General features: G+C 57.9%; 15 protein-coding genes and 1 tRNA gene. 6 read left to right on the top strand and 10 right to left on the bottom strand.

All coding sequences use genetic code 11. The features are described 5' to 3' along the window. Window positions 1-16: 16 nt before the first annotated feature. On the top strand, window positions 17-1,789 hold the full coding sequence (gene recJ / locus HNQ99_RS01525) for a single-stranded-DNA-specific exonuclease RecJ (RefSeq protein ID WP_184473864.1): 1,773 nt from the start codon (window positions 17-19) through the stop codon (window positions 1,787-1,789). 205 nt (window positions 1,790-1,994) lie between these two features. After that, a tRNA-Glu gene (locus tag HNQ99_RS01520) sits at window positions 1,995-2,069 on the top strand. 177 nt (window positions 2,070-2,246) lie between these two features. On the opposite strand, the gene HNQ99_RS01515 is transcribed toward HNQ99_RS01520, so the two are convergent. From HNQ99_RS01515 to HNQ99_RS01485, 7 genes are all read right to left on the bottom strand, one after another. Then, window positions 2,247-3,107 carry a CheR family methyltransferase gene (locus tag HNQ99_RS01515; protein WP_184473863.1) on the bottom strand — a complete coding sequence of 287 codons (861 nt, stop codon included), beginning with the start codon at window positions 3,105-3,107 and terminating at the stop codon, window positions 2,247-2,249. Continuing rightward, complete coding sequence (locus HNQ99_RS01510; protein WP_184473862.1) at window positions 3,104-4,189, bottom strand: chemotaxis protein CheB; 1,086 nt, start codon at window positions 4,187-4,189, stop codon at window positions 3,104-3,106. The genes HNQ99_RS01515 and HNQ99_RS01510 overlap by 4 nt, the downstream gene beginning before the upstream one ends. 13 nt (window positions 4,190-4,202) lie before the next feature. Next, complete coding sequence (locus tag HNQ99_RS01505) at window positions 4,203-4,568, bottom strand: response regulator (protein WP_184473861.1); 366 nt, start codon at window positions 4,566-4,568, stop codon at window positions 4,203-4,205. 71 nt (window positions 4,569-4,639) lie between these two features. Continuing rightward, entirely contained in the window at window positions 4,640-5,074 is a 435-nt protein-coding gene (locus HNQ99_RS01500; protein WP_184473860.1) for a chemotaxis protein CheW, read from the bottom strand. Further along, window positions 5,074-7,452, bottom strand: coding sequence for a chemotaxis protein CheA (locus HNQ99_RS01495; RefSeq protein ID WP_184473859.1), 2,379 nt, complete (start codon window positions 7,450-7,452; stop codon window positions 5,074-5,076). The genes HNQ99_RS01500 and HNQ99_RS01495 overlap by 1 nt, the downstream gene beginning before the upstream one ends. Window positions 7,453-7,529: 77 nt before the next feature. Continuing rightward, entirely contained in the window at window positions 7,530-8,174 is a 645-nt protein-coding gene (locus HNQ99_RS01490; RefSeq protein WP_184473858.1) for a histidine phosphotransferase family protein, read from the bottom strand. Window positions 8,175-8,283: 109 nt separating this feature from the next. Continuing rightward, window positions 8,284-8,703: a Mov34/MPN/PAD-1 family protein gene (locus HNQ99_RS01485; protein WP_184473857.1), complete on the bottom strand. Its 420-nt coding sequence runs from the start codon at window positions 8,701-8,703 to the stop codon at window positions 8,284-8,286. A 16-nt stretch (window positions 8,704-8,719) separates the two neighbouring features. Here HNQ99_RS01485 and HNQ99_RS01480 point away from each other — a divergent pair, with 16 nt between their 5' ends. The 3 genes from HNQ99_RS01480 (at window position 8,720) to mtgA (ending at window position 11,433) form a co-directional block, all read left to right on the top strand. Further along, the gene (locus HNQ99_RS01480; protein WP_407692294.1) at window positions 8,720-9,673 is read left to right on the top strand and encodes an RluA family pseudouridine synthase; all 954 of its coding nucleotides are present in this window, start codon (window positions 8,720-8,722) and stop codon (window positions 9,671-9,673) included. 93 nt (window positions 9,674-9,766) lie between these two features. Beyond that, complete coding sequence (gene rpoH, locus HNQ99_RS01475) at window positions 9,767-10,675, top strand: RNA polymerase sigma factor RpoH (RefSeq protein WP_184473855.1); 909 nt, start codon at window positions 9,767-9,769, stop codon at window positions 10,673-10,675. Between the two features lie 71 nt (window positions 10,676-10,746). Beyond that, window positions 10,747-11,433: a monofunctional biosynthetic peptidoglycan transglycosylase gene (gene mtgA, locus HNQ99_RS01470; protein WP_184473854.1), complete on the top strand. Its 687-nt coding sequence runs from the start codon at window positions 10,747-10,749 to the stop codon at window positions 11,431-11,433. A gap of 160 nt (window positions 11,434-11,593) precedes the next feature. Here mtgA and HNQ99_RS01465 read toward each other — a convergent pair whose 3' ends face one another. Then, window positions 11,594-12,208 carry an NAD(P)-dependent oxidoreductase gene (locus tag HNQ99_RS01465; RefSeq protein ID WP_184473853.1) on the bottom strand — a complete coding sequence of 205 codons (615 nt, stop codon included), beginning with the start codon at window positions 12,206-12,208 and terminating at the stop codon, window positions 11,594-11,596. 130 nt (window positions 12,209-12,338) lie between these two features. Between HNQ99_RS01465 and HNQ99_RS01460 the strand changes: the two genes are divergently transcribed. After that, window positions 12,339-12,698 carry a winged helix-turn-helix transcriptional regulator gene (locus HNQ99_RS01460; RefSeq protein ID WP_184473852.1) on the top strand — a complete coding sequence of 120 codons (360 nt, stop codon included), beginning with the start codon at window positions 12,339-12,341 and terminating at the stop codon, window positions 12,696-12,698. Window positions 12,699-12,749: 51 nt separating this feature from the next. Here HNQ99_RS01460 and clpX read toward each other — a convergent pair whose 3' ends face one another. Beyond that, complete coding sequence (clpX, locus tag HNQ99_RS01455) at window positions 12,750-14,015, bottom strand: ATP-dependent Clp protease ATP-binding subunit ClpX (protein ID WP_184473851.1); 1,266 nt, start codon at window positions 14,013-14,015, stop codon at window positions 12,750-12,752. A 262-nt stretch (window positions 14,016-14,277) separates the two neighbouring features. Next, complete coding sequence (gene clpP / locus HNQ99_RS01450; protein ID WP_184473850.1) at window positions 14,278-14,922, bottom strand: ATP-dependent Clp endopeptidase proteolytic subunit ClpP; 645 nt, start codon at window positions 14,920-14,922, stop codon at window positions 14,278-14,280. Window positions 14,923-14,938: the final 16 nt, after the last annotated feature.

Below are 14,938 nucleotides of genomic sequence, written 5' to 3'. Positions count from 1 at the left end.
CGGATAACAGCAAGCCATGACTCCTGCGCTCAATATCAGCCGCTCCATTCTTGGCCAGCCCTGGCGCTGGCGCGGCCTGGGAACAGACGGGCGGGACCCGGCTTTCCAGCCCGATGATCTGGTGACGCAATTGCTGCTGGCGCGCGGCTGCACCCGCGAGAATTTGGCGGCGCACCGGGACCCGACGATCCGCGCCTTCATGCCCGATCCAAGCCTTTTTCAAGATATGGGCAGGGCGGCAAAGCGGATGGCCGACGCCGTGCAGGCTCAAGAAAAGGTCACGATTTTCGGCGATTATGACGTGGACGGTGCGACCAGCGCCGCGCTGCTCATTCGCCTGCTCCGTGACCTTGGCCTGAATGCGTCCGCCTATATTCCAGACCGGTTGATGGAAGGGTACGGCCCCAGCGGCGAAGCCCTGGTCCAACTGGCGCAGGATGGATCCACGCTGATCGTGACCGTTGATTGTGGCGCGCAGGCGTTCGAAGCGCTTGAGATGGCGCAGGCTGCCAAGGTCGATGTGATCGTGGTCGATCATCATAAATGCACGCCCGCTCTTCCCGTTGCTCATGCCTTGGTCAATCCCAATCGGCTGGACGAATGCGACGGGGCAGCGGCGCACGGCCATCTGGCCGCCGTCGGCGTTGCTTTTCTGCTGGGCGCCGCTCTTTTGCGAGAGTTACGGGCGCGCGATTATTTCCGCGGAAGGCCGGAACCCCGCCTGATCGACCTGTTGGATCTGGTTGCGCTCGGCACTGTAGCCGACGTCGCATCCCTGCGCGGGCTGAACCGCGCCTTCGTTGCGCAGGGTTTGAAGGTCATGGCGCATCGGCGCAATATCGGCATGGCGGCGCTCATAGAAGCCGCCCGCCTGCAACGCGCGCCTATCTGCTCCGACCTGGGCTTTGCTCTGGGCCCGCGCATCAACGCCGGCGGGCGCGTAGGCAAATCTGACCTTGGAGTAAGGCTGCTTACGACGGAAGATCCGACGGAAGCGCGATCCATCGCCTTGGAACTTAATAGCTTGAATGAGGAACGCCGCGCCATTGAGGCGGCGGTACAGGAAGCCGCCGAGGCTTTAACCGGAACCCAACATAACCGCGCGGTAGCGGTGGTAGCGGGTAAAGGATGGCATCCTGGCGTGATTGGTATCGTCGCGGGCCGCTTAAAGGAGAAGCTTCGACGACCCACCATCGTAATCGCCTTGGACCCGGATGGGACCGGCAAGGGATCGGGCCGCTCGATCAGCGGGGTTGACCTGGGCGCTGCAGTAATGGCGGCGCGCGATAGTGGGCTGCTGGTTGCAGGTGGCGGGCACGCAATGGCGGCGGGTCTGACGATAAGGGCCGACAAGGTGGACGCTCTGGCGGATTTTCTTGACGCCCGGTTGGGAGCGGATGTCGCCCGCGCCCAGGGCGAGCGGGCCTTGCTGCTCGACGCCGTCATTTCCCCCGGCGGCGTCAATCCCCTGTTCCTGCAGGCCATAGAAGAAGGCGGACCCTATGGCACCGGATGGCCCGCACCGCGCATCGCCACCGGGCCAGTCCGAATCATCAAGGCCGATATCGTCGGCAATGGCCATGTTCGCGCCGTTGTTTCGGGAGAAGATGGACGGAGCTTGAAAACCGTGGCCTTTCGCCAGGCGGAAAGCCCCTTGGGCCAGGCCTTGCTGGGCGCGGACCGGGACCGCAGATTGTGGATAGCGGGGCGAGCGAAACTAGACGATTGGGGCTCCCGCCCTGCTGCCGAACTTCATGTCGAGGACGCAGCCTGGGCGGATCGCAGTTGACCCGAACCGGCACGTGCCGCACCCAATAATTTGTCGAATCGTCCGGTGCCGCGGTTATCGTTCACCCCCGCCTTGTCCTGCTCGTCAGCTAATTTTGCCCGAAGGTCGGATAGTCAAGAAATGTTCCGCTTTTTCGTCCATTCCACACTTGACCAGCGTCCAACCCTACCCTAATGGCGTGCCCTCTGGCATAGCCTCACATCGGGGCCCCTTCGTCTAGCGGTTAGGACGCGGCCCTTTCACGGCTGAAACACGGGTTCGATTCCCGTAGGGGTCACCAGCTTTTCTATAGCTGGCTGGCATAGCTTAGCAGCCCAATTTTGATCATCATTTACGATTGGTTGGCTAAATCACGGGATGTGATGATCCGAGGTTAATTCATTTCCGCTGGTATCAGGCGAACGGTTACAAGCCGCTGCGCTCGGGAGAAACTATGTTCAGTAGCGCAACGGGTCGTTCAGCCTCTTACGGCGGCTCTGATTGGCAGTTGTCCCGGATGTGCGGGGCGGCGCTCGTAGCTGCCTCGAAAGTTGCGGCTGGCGACGAAATCGTCGGTTTGTCCCATGACGGTTTCTCCAGCGCCCAAAATCAGATGGCCGTCAGGGGTGCCCGCCCGCGTGAGATTATCGAACACCTTCCGGCGCAAATCCTGCGATAAGTATAGCAGGACGTTCCGACACAGAATGAGGTCAATTTGGCCGGACACCAATATCGGTTCCAGTAGATTGTCGACCCGATAGTCGATCATGTCCAGCAGTTCGCGGCTGGCCCGCCAGTCGTCACCGGCAGGTTCGAACCAACGTAGCAGATCCGTAATGCCAAGGCCGCGCTGTACTTCCATCTGGCTGTAAAGCCCTCCCTTTGCCCGGGCGATTACAGAGGAAGAAATATCGGTCGCCAGAATCTGAACCCTGCGGTCTTTCCAGCGCTCCTCATTTTTTCGGATCAACATGGCGATGGATAGAGCTTCCTGCCCTGTCGAACAGCCTGCGCACCAGATTCGCACGGTCTGCTTGCCCATCGATGCCAGATGCGGGAGCATTTCCCGCTCGATCATGGCGAAAGTCGAAACGTCCCGGAAAAAGGAACTTTCGTTATTGAGCATTGCATCTACAGCAGCGTCTAGCAGATGCCGCTCATCGCCGGCCAACAGGCGGACTACCAGATCCTCCAGGCTAGCCATATTGTGAAGGCGCAACAGGGGCTTGAGCGCCGTTTCGATCCTCCAGATGCGGTTGGCGGCAAGCTGCTGGCCCGTCCGTGCCTCCAGTAGCCCTGCAAGGACGCGCATGGCGCCTGTGAATTCAGGTTCAGTCATGCGGCCTTCGCCAATTGGCTCAGCATATAAGCCCCCATTCGCGCCGGCGGCATGATGGCGCTCGCCAGCCCTGCCCGGGCAATCGAACCAGGCATGCCCCACACAACGCTGGTTTCAGCGTCCTGAGCCACAATCCAACCTCCGGCGGCAGCTATTTTCTCCGCGCCGGCTGTGCCGTCACGCCCCATCCCCGTCAGCACGATAGCTACAGCTCCCGCGCCAAAGGTTTTTGCCATAGAAGCGAACATTGGATCTACTCCGGGCATGCTGGCCAATGGCTCACGTTCAGGATCGAGTATTATGCAAACCGATCCATCCACCCGCATCCGACAGGTGAGATTGGCCTCGCCCGGCGCGATATAGACATGATCGGGCCGCAAAACGTCGCCTTCTTCCGCGATTTTAACCGACATCGGCGTCATGCGGCTCAGTTGCACCGCAAAATAGGGCATGAAGCTAGGTGGAAGATGTTGCGTCAGCAGCACAGGCACGCCAATGCCCTGTCCTAATCCCGAGAATAATTGTCCCAAGGCGGGAATGCCGCCAGTAGAAGCCCCCACCCCCAGACAGGCGATACTGACGCGGCGGTCATAGCTACGCAAACCCATGGGCGGCGTGCTTTCGCCAGTGTTCTGACATTGCACTTGCCTGCCCAGCCTCAGCAACCGCTCAATCAGTATTTCGGCGAACTGGCCACTAAATGCACTGCGGCCCGGCTTGGACATGATGTCGCTAGCCCCGATAGCCAGCGCCTCAACGGCGGCAGCGCTGCCTTCTTCACAGTTCGAGGACAAAATGATGACCCTGGCATTGCCGCCCTGCTTCAAAATGTCCGGCAAGGCCGCGAGGCCGCTTTGGCCGGGCATTTCAATGTCGAGCATAATAATGTCGACCTGATTGTGGGCCAGATAGGTGAGGGCCGCCGCAGCGCTTGGAAGCGTTTCACAAAGCTGGAACTGCTTGTCCTGGGTAACGATCCGTTCAAAAACACTTCGTGCAACCAGCGAGTCGTCGACGATCAGCAGGCGTATAGGCCGGACGGCTTTTTCCCCTGGCGACTGGTTTTTATCGGAGCGAGCCATCGCCAGGTCCCCGTCAAATGACGCCGACGATCTGTAACTTGCTTTCCAGTGTATCTCTGTCGAAGGGTTTCATGACATATTCGTCCGCGCCTGCCTCGACCGCTGCCTTGATGTGACCAATGCCGTTCTCAGTGGTGCAGAAGATCACCTTAGGCCGGGATTCCATTTCAAGATCACCAAGTGCCTGCAGGAACTCCATCCCGCTCATCACTGGCATGTTCCAGTCCAACAGCACCACGTCAGGAACAGTTGCTTCGCAATGGGTCAGCGCTTCCTTGCCGTCGCATGCCTCCGATACCGAAAGCTGGAGCGACTCCAATATGTGTCGGGCGACCTTCCGGATCACCTTGGAGTCATCGACCACGAGACAGTTTTTCATGAAGCAACCTTTATCAACGTTGTTGTCGTGGAAACTACCCTATGTTCGTAAGGGAATGGTAAACGCTGCTTTCAAGCTGCAAGCGGCTGCGTTTGATCAACGAAGCTGCTGAGGCTGATCAGCAGGTGCGGTCCGTGTTCGTTCTCGACCATTTTGTATGCAAACGGGCGCCATGCGGGATCCAATTGCCCGCAAAGCGGCAGTTCGCCGCCCAATACCGGAGCTATGTCACTTACGGAATCCACGGTCATGCCATAGCTGTGCCCGATAATGTCTGTGATGATGGCAAACGATCCTGGCACGACTGAGGCCGGGCGGCCCCACACGAGCGCCGCCGTATCGATGATTGTGAGTACCCGGCTGCGCAGGGCCGACAACCCGGCGACATGCATCGGTACTCGCGGCACCGGTGAAATCTCCGTCAGCTTGACGACCGCTTCAATCTGTCCCGTGCGAATAGCGACGTCGGTGCCGCCGATGCGGGCGAAAAGATAAAGTTCGCTCATCAGGCCGCCTTTCCTCTTTTTACGGACTCGATCGCCGCAATCAATGCGTCCCTGTCATAGCGGTAGATGCTATGATCATCCGGGCCCTGAGGTCTTTGGCCGTTGCGAAGCTTTACCACTGGTCGATCTACAATAGTCTCGGCTACGCTGGACTGGGCCATGCAAAACACTATGTCTGCTCCCCTGGCGGCCGAAGCATCGTCCAGGACCGGTTCGTAGCCGGCCTGACGAATCAGGGGCGCCAATATCTCCTGCATCCAGGGATCGTCCTTATCAGCCAACAGGCAACGAACAGGTGTCGGCGCCACCCCTTCTTCAGGGACCGACGCCAACAGAGCGAAGGTATCTATGACCTCATATTGCCTGCCATCAATTGCGGTTACACCCCCAACGATGCCACTGCGATAGACCAGGTCGGCAACGGGTGGCATTTGAACAATGTCCATGATGTGGTCCACCGGATAACATAGCTCCCGACCGCCTTCGCGAAGTCGAAGTGCTGTTACGGGAGATTTTGGGCGCTCTGCCAACGGACGCACGACCGGCAGAAGCTTGCCGTCGATCCGCGCAAACCAGCGACCGGCCGATTGGCCGAAATGCTCAGCAGCGATGTCCTCGACGCGCTCTACCAACGACAGGCGGAGCAGCCGTTCCTCACCAGTGCGTTCGGTAAACATCAACGCACTCACCAGTTCTTCGGCCGCCACATCCTCAGGCGAGGAACGACGCTCCTTAGCCTCCGCTTCGCCGTCAATCACCGGCAACATTGCGGCGCTGGCGAGGCCGCTGGCGTCCAGCAGCAGCATCGGCTGGCCATTGTCCGGCAGCGTCATTCCTGCATATAGTCCCGATGCCATCACCAGGGGCGATGCTGGTCTAATGACCAGCTCCTCATGATTATCGACCGCCTGAACACCTAAAGCGAACGGCACACCCGATGTCGAACGGATCACGATCAGCGTTCTCTTGCCGGCTTCCTGAACGCGTTCGAGACAAAGCAGGTCTTCCAGGTCGATCATGGAATGGCGGATGCGCCGGATGGTGGCAATACGCGCGCCTCCAACCCCGGAAATGGACAGCATTTCATTGTTGTCATGGAGGATTTCCACCACCGCAGCCCGGGGAATAGCGAAATGCTGATTACCCGCCCGAATGATGAGACCGGGAATGATCGTCAGCGTCAGCGGCACGCGCAATGTGATCTTCAAGCCCCTGCCCGGATGGTTATCCAGGGCAATCACCCCGCCGATCCGCTCAAGGTTGGAACGAACCACGTCCATGCCGACGCCGCGTCCGGAAACCGCAGTGACCGCACCTGCGGTGGAAAGGCCTGCTGCAAAGATCAGGTCGAGGCGGGCCGCCTCGCTCAATTCGGCCGCCTTTTCGCGAGTAAGGAAATTGCTGGCAATGGCCTTTGCTACCAACTTGTCGGTATCGATGCCCCGCCCGTCGTCGGCTATTTCTATGACGATTTGATTCCCGGCCTGCCGAGCCGCGACTCGCAACTGGCCTGTCTCCGGTTTCCCCGCCTTCAGCCGCCCCGCCGGGGTTTCAATGCCATGGTCTATCGAATTGCGGACAATGTGAGTAAGTGGATCGACCACCATCTCCACCATCTCGCGGTCCATTTCGACGTCGCCGCCCTCGATCGTCAGTTCGATCTTTTTGCCTAGATCGCGGCCTAGATCGCGCACCATTCTGGGAATGGCCATAAATAACCGGTCGACGCGCTGCATCCGGGTTTTACTGATGGCATCGCGCATGTCGGCGACACAACTGGACAGCCGCTCAAACGTGCTTTCCAGTTCAGGGTCGGAAAAGCGCTCGCGCAGCTTGCGCGATAATTCATTCCGCGCCAGCACCATGTCGGAAACGCCATTCATCAGCTGATCGATAAGGCTGAGCGGGAGGCGAATGCTACGCATTGCAGGCGTGTGGCGTTTGGCTTCCGCGTTTGAAATGTCCGTCGGCTCATCAGCCGAATTGCCAACGGCCATTGGCGCCGCCTCCTCCGGATTGAGGAGGGCGTCGATCAATATGTCATCGCTTTCGCTGGGCACCGACGTGCCGGCAACGACTGCTTGCGCAAGTTCGCCGATGCGATCCATTATCGCCAGCACCGCGCTCACGGTTGCAGGATCAGCCTCCCTTTTACCCGAACGAATTTCGGAGAGCGCATCCTCGGCGGCATGGCTAAGCTTTTCAAATCTTGGCAGATTCAAAAACCCGCAGCTTCCTTTGACGGTATGAAAGAAGCGAAAGATCGCGTCCAGCCGCTCGCGGTCCATGGGATCAGCTTCCCACGCGACGATTTCGCCAGCGAGAGCCTCCATGGTTTCCTGCGTTTCGGAAATGAATTCCGCGAGTAACTCGTCCATATGGTCCCGTCCGACTTCAAAGTCGAAAGGCACCATGGCCGATGTTGGTTAAAGCCGCGTTAAAAAGAGGCTTCCGATCATCCCCGCGGGACACTTACTCCGAACAGCAAAACCGGATCAGTCGGCTCAGAAAGCATGACCTGGCCTCCGGCCTCGGTCACGAGCTTGTTGACCATCCACGCCGCGGCCGCGCGGGGTGTCAGACCTGCGTCATTTCCCTGGCCCTGCAGCGCGGCGCGCAGTTCGTTATCGAGAACAATCCGCGGTCCTTCGCCCCGCACCACGATTTCGGTGAATCCGTCCCGGCTCTCCGCCCCAATATCCAGCTGTCCACCGCGCACGAGGGCCTCTCCAGCGATCAGCGACAGATTGAGCAAAATCTTTACCGCAGCCTTGCTGAGACTGTTTTCGCTCACAAGCCAGCCGACATTCACTCGGCCGGTAGAGGAAAAAATCCCCTCGATCGCGGACTTCGCCTCTCCAGCCGGAACCATGTCGCCAAAGCCGCCCGCCGAACCGAAAGCCAGTCGGAAATATTTGAGCTTGTTCGCCGATGTCCGAGCACTTTCCGCCAAAAGTTCCAGACAGCGAGCCCGCATTTCGGGATCATTTTCATCAGACAGAAGCTCAAGCCCATTGTTGAGCGCACCAATTGGGCTTAGCAAATCATGACAAAGGCGAGAACAGAGAAGGGCGGCAAAGTCGATACTCTCTACGGTCATTTATCATCATCCTGTGCCGGGGCGATGGACATGCCCAAAGACTGGGTGTCAAGAACTCAGCCCGAACAGGCTGAGCATTATCGCGTTCCTAATGCAGGAGCGTGACTCTCTATGCAAGCTCGACATCGCCGTAAATCTCCATCGGCTCGGCTTGAAACCGGCCGTGAAGGGAACCGGCAGCCACCGCGCGCCAAAGTGTCGCCTCGCCTCGCGCCACAAGCAGCCAGAGCGATCCATCGGCAACCGCGTGTCGAGCGTCTGTTACAGAAGGGACAGCCTCGCCGGATGGATGCGAGTGGTAATGGCCAAGAATGCGGGCTCCCCCCGCCCTCGCCGCCTTGTGAGTGGCAATGAGCACTGTTGGATCCAATTCGAAATGGCGGAGAGGGTCGTCAGCAACATTGGGAGCAAAGCGCACATCATCAATATGCTCTTCCCCCAATAGAAGGCCGCAGCGTTCCACATTTGTTGCGATCGCCGCGTCCGCGATAATGCTGTCGAGGAGTGTTCTTGATATGCGGACGGCCATTTCTATATCTTATGATGTGAATTCGGGGGCTTCCAGTATCAACGCGTTTATCACCGAAGATTGCCACGGCATGAGGTTGGATCGTGCGCTCGCGGCGCTAATGCCGGACCTGTCGCGTGAACGTTTGAAGTCATTGATTATTGACGGAAAAGTTACACAAGGAGCCACACAGATCGCCACCCCTTCGCATAAGGTGAGTGAGGGCGAGCAGTATCAAATCGCTGTGCCCCCACCAATCGCGGCAGAGGCCGTTGCTCAGGATATTCCCCTCAACATCGCTTTTGAGGACGAACATCTGATCGTGGTCGACAAGCCCGCGGGTCTTGTAGTGCATCCAGCGGCAGGCAACCCGGACGGTACGCTGGTCAACGCCCTCCTCCACCATTGCCACGGACAGCTCTCGGGCATTGGTGGCGTGGCTCGGCCAGGGATCGTGCATCGGATCGACAAGGACACCTCCGGCCTTTTGGTGATCGCAAAGACTGACAAGGCCCATGAGGGGTTGGCGGCGCAGTTCTCCGAGCATAGCATCGACCGGCGCTATGTTGCCATCGTCAGCGGCCGCCCCTCTCCCGCCAGCGCCTCAGTCGACGCATGGATGGGCCGGTCTTCTCACGATCGCAAGAAAATGGCCGTCCAGCGCGAGGGAAGGGGTAAGCATGCGATCACTCATTATGAAGTCAAAGAGGTGCTGGACGATGCGGCATTGGTGGAATGCCGGCTAGAAACAGGGCGCACCCACCAAGTGCGCGTTCATATGGCGCATATCGGCCATCCGCTAATCGGCGACCCGGTTTATGGGCGGCCACGCAAGGGGCTTCGGTCAATTTTGGAAAAGCTGGGTTTCCGGAGGCAGGCATTGCATGCCGCAAAGCTCGGCTTTATTCACCCCGTCAATAGCAACGCTTTGGCCTTTCAAAGTGAAATTCCTGATGACATGCAGGAACTGTTAAGGCACCTTCGCGTATAAATAGGTATAAGAAAACGGCGTCCTTTCTCCGCATCGCCATGCTATAAAGGACGGATAAGAAACAGATTATAGGGAAAGTGAGCATATTCAATCATGGCCAATGGAACCAATGTCCCCGCGACAATTCCTGCACTTGGCGGTGATGCAAGTCTGAACCGCTACCTGGCAGAGATTCGGAAGTTCCCGCTTCTTAAGCCTGAGCAGGAATATATGTTGGCAAAACGCTATGCCGAGCATCAGGATCCTGAGGCGGCGGCACAGCTCGTTACGTCGCACCTGCGTCTCGTGGCAAAGATCGCCATGGGCTATCGGGGCTATGGCTTGCCGATGAGCGAACTCATTTCCGAGGGCAATATTGGCCTGATGCAGGGCGTCAAGAAATTCGAGCCCGACCGGGGCTTCCGCCTTGCCACCTACGCCATGTGGTGGATCCGGGCCTCCATTCAGGAATTCATCCTGCGCAGCTGGAGCCTTGTGAAAATGGGCACTACCGCGGCGCAGAAGAAGCTGTTCTTCAACCTGCGCCGGATGAAGAACAATCTTGAAGCTTTCGAGGACGGCGATTTGCGGCCCGAAGATGTGGAAAAGATCGCCACCGACCTTGGCGTAACGGAAGAAGACGTGGTCAGCATGAATCGCCGTATGGCAATGGGCGGGGACACCTCGCTCAATGTACCTATGCGCGAGGATGGTGATGGACAATGGCAGGATTGGCTGTCCGATGAAGGTCCATTGCAGGACGAACGCGTTGCCGAAGCCCAAGAGGCCGATGTCCGGCATGGCATGCTGGTTGAAGCGATGGCCGACCTAAATGAGCGCGAGAAGCATATTCTTGCGGAGCGGCGGCTCGCGGAAGAGCCCAAGACGCTCGAGGAACTGAGCCAGGTCTATGGTGTCAGCCGCGAACGCGTACGCCAGATAGAGGTACGGGCATTTGAGAAGCTCCAAAAAGCGATGATGCGGATTGCGGGCGACAAGAAGCTGGTACCGGCGGGGCTGTAAATTGCGCTTTAGGGCCATAGGTGACGCATTGGAGTGATGACGGGCCGAAAACTTCGCGCTAATCATCACGCATGGCTAACAAATCGGGCTCGCGCCGTTTTCTCCGTATCGCGTTCAAAATCCTTGTCTACTTCGTCCTTTTCTCGGTCTTGTGGGTCCTGCTGTTCCGCTTCGTACCGCCGCCTGTCACGGCGACCATGATCCTGGATGGCAAAGGCATTACCAAGGATTGGGTGCCGCTGGGCGAAATTGACCCTGACATGCCCCGTGCGGTGATCGCTGGGGAGGACAGCAAATTTTGCACTCACCATGGCTTCGATCGTGAAGCAATATTGGACGCCATGCGCCGCAATGCCAATGGCGGTCGTATCCGGGGCGGCTCCACGATCAGTCAGCAAACGGCAAAAAATGCCTTTTTGTGGCAGGGAGGCGGCTTTTTTCGCAAAGGGCTGGAGGCATGGTTCACCGTCTTGATCGAAACCCTGTGGCCCAAAAAACGGATCATGGAGGTCTATCTGAACGTCGCGGAAACGGGCATCGGCACCTATGGTGTTGAAGCCGGAGCGATCCGCTATTTCAATCATGGCGCCGATCGCCTCTCGCGAACGGAGGCTGCCCGGATTGCCGCTGTATTGCCGCTACCCAAGAAGCGTGCGGCAATCTCGCCCAGCGGGTTCACTCGCCGCTATGGGAACAGCATCATGCGGCGCATCGGCATAGTGAAGCGCAGCGGGCTGGACGCTTGTCTAAGGATTTAGGGCGGCTGGCGCGAATCGGAATCATCGCTGTTCGTGCCGGGTAGTCGAGGGACGTTGACCCGGACAGACTTGTCTCGACTAAGCTCGACACAAATGGATAGGGATGCCGATTACTCTAAAAGGGAGCGCCTACCCCCAAAGCGCCCCCCATTTCCGTTGGTCAATAACCTACCGTGAAACGCTGTCGGCTATGGGCGGGCTGTTCCAGTTCATCCACCATAGCAATGGCGTAATCGGCAAAACTGATGCTGCTATTGCCATCCGGCGCAACCAGCAATTCATCCTTGCCTAACCGGAATGTGCCGGTGCGATCGCCCGGTACGAACATCATCGAGGGTGACAAGAAGGTCCAGTTAAGTTCGCCTTCCTGCTTCAACCTATCGAAAAACCGAACGCCGCCGCCAACTTCCGGCATCCATTCTTCGGGGATTTGACCGCTATCGACTAGCCTCTGTGTCGTACCCGGCGCGTAAAGACTGGCTGCACCGCCCACCACCAGATAGCGGGGGACCGCTGCCGCCTTGATGGCCGCCAGAAGAAGTTCTGGATCGCTTTTGCTGAAAGGCAAGGCGCTGATCACTACATCATTGCCCTTAAGCGCGTCGGCCAAGGCTGACTTATCATTGGCATCAACGCTTTCAATCTTAACGTTCTTGGCCGCAGCAATTTTGCTTGTGTCACGCGCGATCGCGGTGACACTGTGGCCACGAGATACCAGTTCCTTCAGCAATTCAGACCCGGCATTGCCCGAAGCCCCTACCAACGCCACCTTCATATTGACCCCTTCAGTATTTATTGGAAACCTGCTTTCGAATCGAAAGTACAAACTAGTTCCGGAAGTGCCGGATACAAGAAGGCACCCTCAGAGCAGATAGTTTCCTGGGGGTAACCGAGAGGAAGATGGTATGCGCAACGAAGAATGGCTGACATCCCCCTGCCCCATCCGAAGCGTCCTGACGCGGTTTGGCGACAGTTGGAGCTTTCTTTTACTCATGACGCTGGGGCAAGAAGAACGGATGCGGTTCAACGCCCTGCGCCGTGCCGTTCCGGAAATTTCGCAAAAAATGCTGGCTCAAACGCTTCGGATCCTGGCCTGCGATGGTTATGTGGAACGCACCGTGGTCCCGGTCATCCCGCCGCAGGTCGAATATAGCCTGACACCGCTAGGGCACTCGCTCCTGGTTCCACTAACGAACCTCGCCAATTGGGCAGAAAAGCATCGTCAGCAAATCGTCACGTCGCGCCAGGAGCAGAACGCAGCCTGAAGTGGGAGGCAAATTAATGCCTCGCCAGTTCAGAGATATGCAATCGCCGGATTAAGCCGCGTCGCCGGTCTTCCGGCGTTCGCTGAACACGCGGACAGGTTCCTTGCGGCCTTCCACTACATCCTTGTCGATGACCACCTCGCCCACGCCTTGCATGGAGGGCAGGTCGAACATGGTGTCGAGCAAGATGGCCTCCAGGATCGATCGCAGACCGCGTGCGCCGGTTTTACGTTCGATGGCCCGCCTGGCGACCGCCACAAGCGCGTCATCCGTGAAGGTCAACTCGACATTTTCCATGTCGAACAACTTCTTATACTGCTTGACCAAGGCGTTCTTCGGTTCCGCCAAAATCTTGACCAGCGCCTCATTGTCGAGGTCCTCAAGCGTCGCGATAACAGGCAGACGGCCGACAAATTCTGGAATCAGACCAAATTTCAGCAGATCCTCAGGCTCGCACTGACGCAGAAGCTCGCCGGTGCGGCGTTCCTCTGGTGCGGCCACATGAGCGCCGAAACCGATGGATTTGGCCTCCAACCGATCGCCGATAATCTTTTCAAGGCCAGCAAAAGCTCCGCCACAGATGAATAGGATGTTGGTCGTGTCGACCTGCAGGAATTCCTGCTGCGGATGCTTGCGGCCACCTTGGGGCGGAACGCTCGCCGTGGTGCCTTCCATCAGCTTCAGCAAGGCCTGCTGCACACCCTCGCCCGACACGTCGCGGGTGATGGACGGGTTCTCGGCCTTGCGGCTGATCTTGTCGATTTCGTCGATATAGACGATGCCGCGCTGAGCCTTTTCGACATTATAGTCGCTCGCCTGAAGCAGCTTCAGAATGATGTTCTCAACATCCTCGCCGACATATCCTGCTTCGGTAAGGGTCGTTGCGTCCGCCATTGTGAAGGGCACGTCGAACGTCTTTGCCAACGTCTGCGCGAGCAACGTCTTGCCGCAGCCAGTGGGGCCCACGAGCAGAATGTTAGACTTGGCAAGTTCGACTTCGCCCGATTTCGCCCCATGATTAAGGCGCTTATAATGATTGTGCACGGCCACTGACAGAACGCGCTTGGCGCGGCTTTGACCGATGACATAATCATCCAGGACATCGCAGATTTCCAAGGGCGTAGGCACGCCGCCGTCCTTGCGGCCGACCAGTCCACCCTTCGTCTCTTCCCGGATGATGTCGTTGCATAGCTCAACGCATTCATCGCAAATGAATACGGTCGGCCCTGCGATCAGCTTTCGCACTTCATGCTGCGACTTGCCACAGAAGCTGCAGTAGAGGGTGCTTTTCGAATCAGAGCCCGTCAATTTTGTCATTTTACCTTCCTGGCGCCCGTCGCTACGAGCACATTGTGGGCATGTTGCCCGCATTCCTACTGCCGAACAATGGCAATTTTTCTTTAGCGAGCGGTTCAAAAGTAATTCGTGAATTCCGCGCCTGCAAATCCGTTAACGTCTTTTTTTCGATATTTACCGGCCAGCCGTGCCTGCTCGGGGTCAGATGAAGCGTGCGCCGAAAGGGGCGCGGCCCAGTTGCCGCACCCGATTTTTTCCTCAAATCAATCTGATACGTCGTCGGTCAACTCTCCGTCCGGGGGGTCTCTTCGGTCGCGGCCGGGCGACGGTCGAACACCTCGTCGATCAGACCAAAAGACTTAGCTTCATCCGCCTCAAGGAACGTATCGCGATCCATTGCAGCTTCGATCTTTTCCAGCGGTTGCCCGGTATATTTGGCATAAAGACCATTCATACGGCTGCGAATCCGAAGGATTTCCTTCGCTTGGATTTCGATGTCGGAGGCCATACCCTGCGCTCCGCCGGACGGCTGGTGAATCATGATGCGGGCGTTGGAAAGCGCTACACGCATACCCGGCTCGCCTGCCGCCAGAAGGAAACTGCCCATTGAGGCAGCTTGACCGATGCAGACCGTGCCCACGCGGGGACGGATATATTGCATGGTGTCATGAATCGCCATGCCAGCCGTCACCACGCCGCCGGGCGAGTTGATGTACATGTAGATGTCCTTTTTCGGATTTTCCGATTCCAGGAACAGTAATTGGGCGACGATCAGGGACGCCATCTGGTCTTCGACGGCACCCGTCACGAAAACGATGCGTTCGCGCAGCAGGCGGGAGAAGATGTCGAAACTGCGTTCACCGCGGTTCGACTGCTCAATGACGATGGGAACAAGCGCGCTTATGGGATCCGGAAAACTGTCGTGCATGAGACTCTTTCTTCTC

This window comes from Rhizorhapis suberifaciens, from assembly GCF_014200045.1.
Taxonomy (GTDB): domain Bacteria; phylum Pseudomonadota; class Alphaproteobacteria; order Sphingomonadales; family Sphingomonadaceae; genus Rhizorhapis; species Rhizorhapis suberifaciens.
This window is presented reverse-complemented; position numbering and strand designations above follow the sequence as displayed.

Excerpts from the sequence above, each read along its gene's own strand:
- clpX (WP_184473851.1), bottom strand. The coding sequence starts at position 14,015 with ATGACAAAATTGACGGGCTCTGATTCGAAAAGCACCCTCTACTGCAGC.
- HNQ99_RS01510 (WP_184473862.1), bottom strand. The coding sequence starts at position 4,189 with ATGGCTCGCTCCGATAAAAACCAGTCGCCAGGGGAAAAAGCCGTCCGG.
- recJ (WP_184473864.1), top strand. The coding sequence starts at position 17 with ATGACTCCTGCGCTCAATATCAGCCGCTCCATTCTTGGCCAGCCCTGG.
- mtgA (WP_184473854.1), top strand. The coding sequence starts at position 10,747 with ATGGCTAACAAATCGGGCTCGCGCCGTTTTCTCCGTATCGCGTTCAAA.
- HNQ99_RS01495 (WP_184473859.1), bottom strand. The coding sequence starts at position 7,452 with ATGGACGAGTTACTCGCGGAATTCATTTCCGAAACGCAGGAAACCATG.
- HNQ99_RS01460 (WP_184473852.1), top strand. The coding sequence starts at position 12,339 with ATGCGCAACGAAGAATGGCTGACATCCCCCTGCCCCATCCGAAGCGTC.
- HNQ99_RS01500 (WP_184473860.1), bottom strand. The coding sequence starts at position 5,074 with ATGAGCGAACTTTATCTTTTCGCCCGCATCGGCGGCACCGACGTCGCT.
- HNQ99_RS01515 (WP_184473863.1), bottom strand. The coding sequence starts at position 3,107 with ATGACTGAACCTGAATTCACAGGCGCCATGCGCGTCCTTGCAGGGCTA.
- HNQ99_RS01505 (WP_184473861.1), bottom strand. The coding sequence starts at position 4,568 with ATGAAAAACTGTCTCGTGGTCGATGACTCCAAGGTGATCCGGAAGGTC.
- clpP (WP_184473850.1), bottom strand. The coding sequence starts at position 14,922 with ATGCACGACAGTTTTCCGGATCCCATAAGCGCGCTTGTTCCCATCGTC.
- HNQ99_RS01485 (WP_184473857.1), bottom strand. The coding sequence starts at position 8,703 with ATGGCCGTCCGCATATCAAGAACACTCCTCGACAGCATTATCGCGGAC.
- rpoH (WP_184473855.1), top strand. The coding sequence starts at position 9,767 with ATGGCCAATGGAACCAATGTCCCCGCGACAATTCCTGCACTTGGCGGT.
- HNQ99_RS01465 (WP_184473853.1), bottom strand. The coding sequence starts at position 12,208 with ATGAAGGTGGCGTTGGTAGGGGCTTCGGGCAATGCCGGGTCTGAATTG.
- HNQ99_RS01490 (WP_184473858.1), bottom strand. The coding sequence starts at position 8,174 with ATGACCGTAGAGAGTATCGACTTTGCCGCCCTTCTCTGTTCTCGCCTT.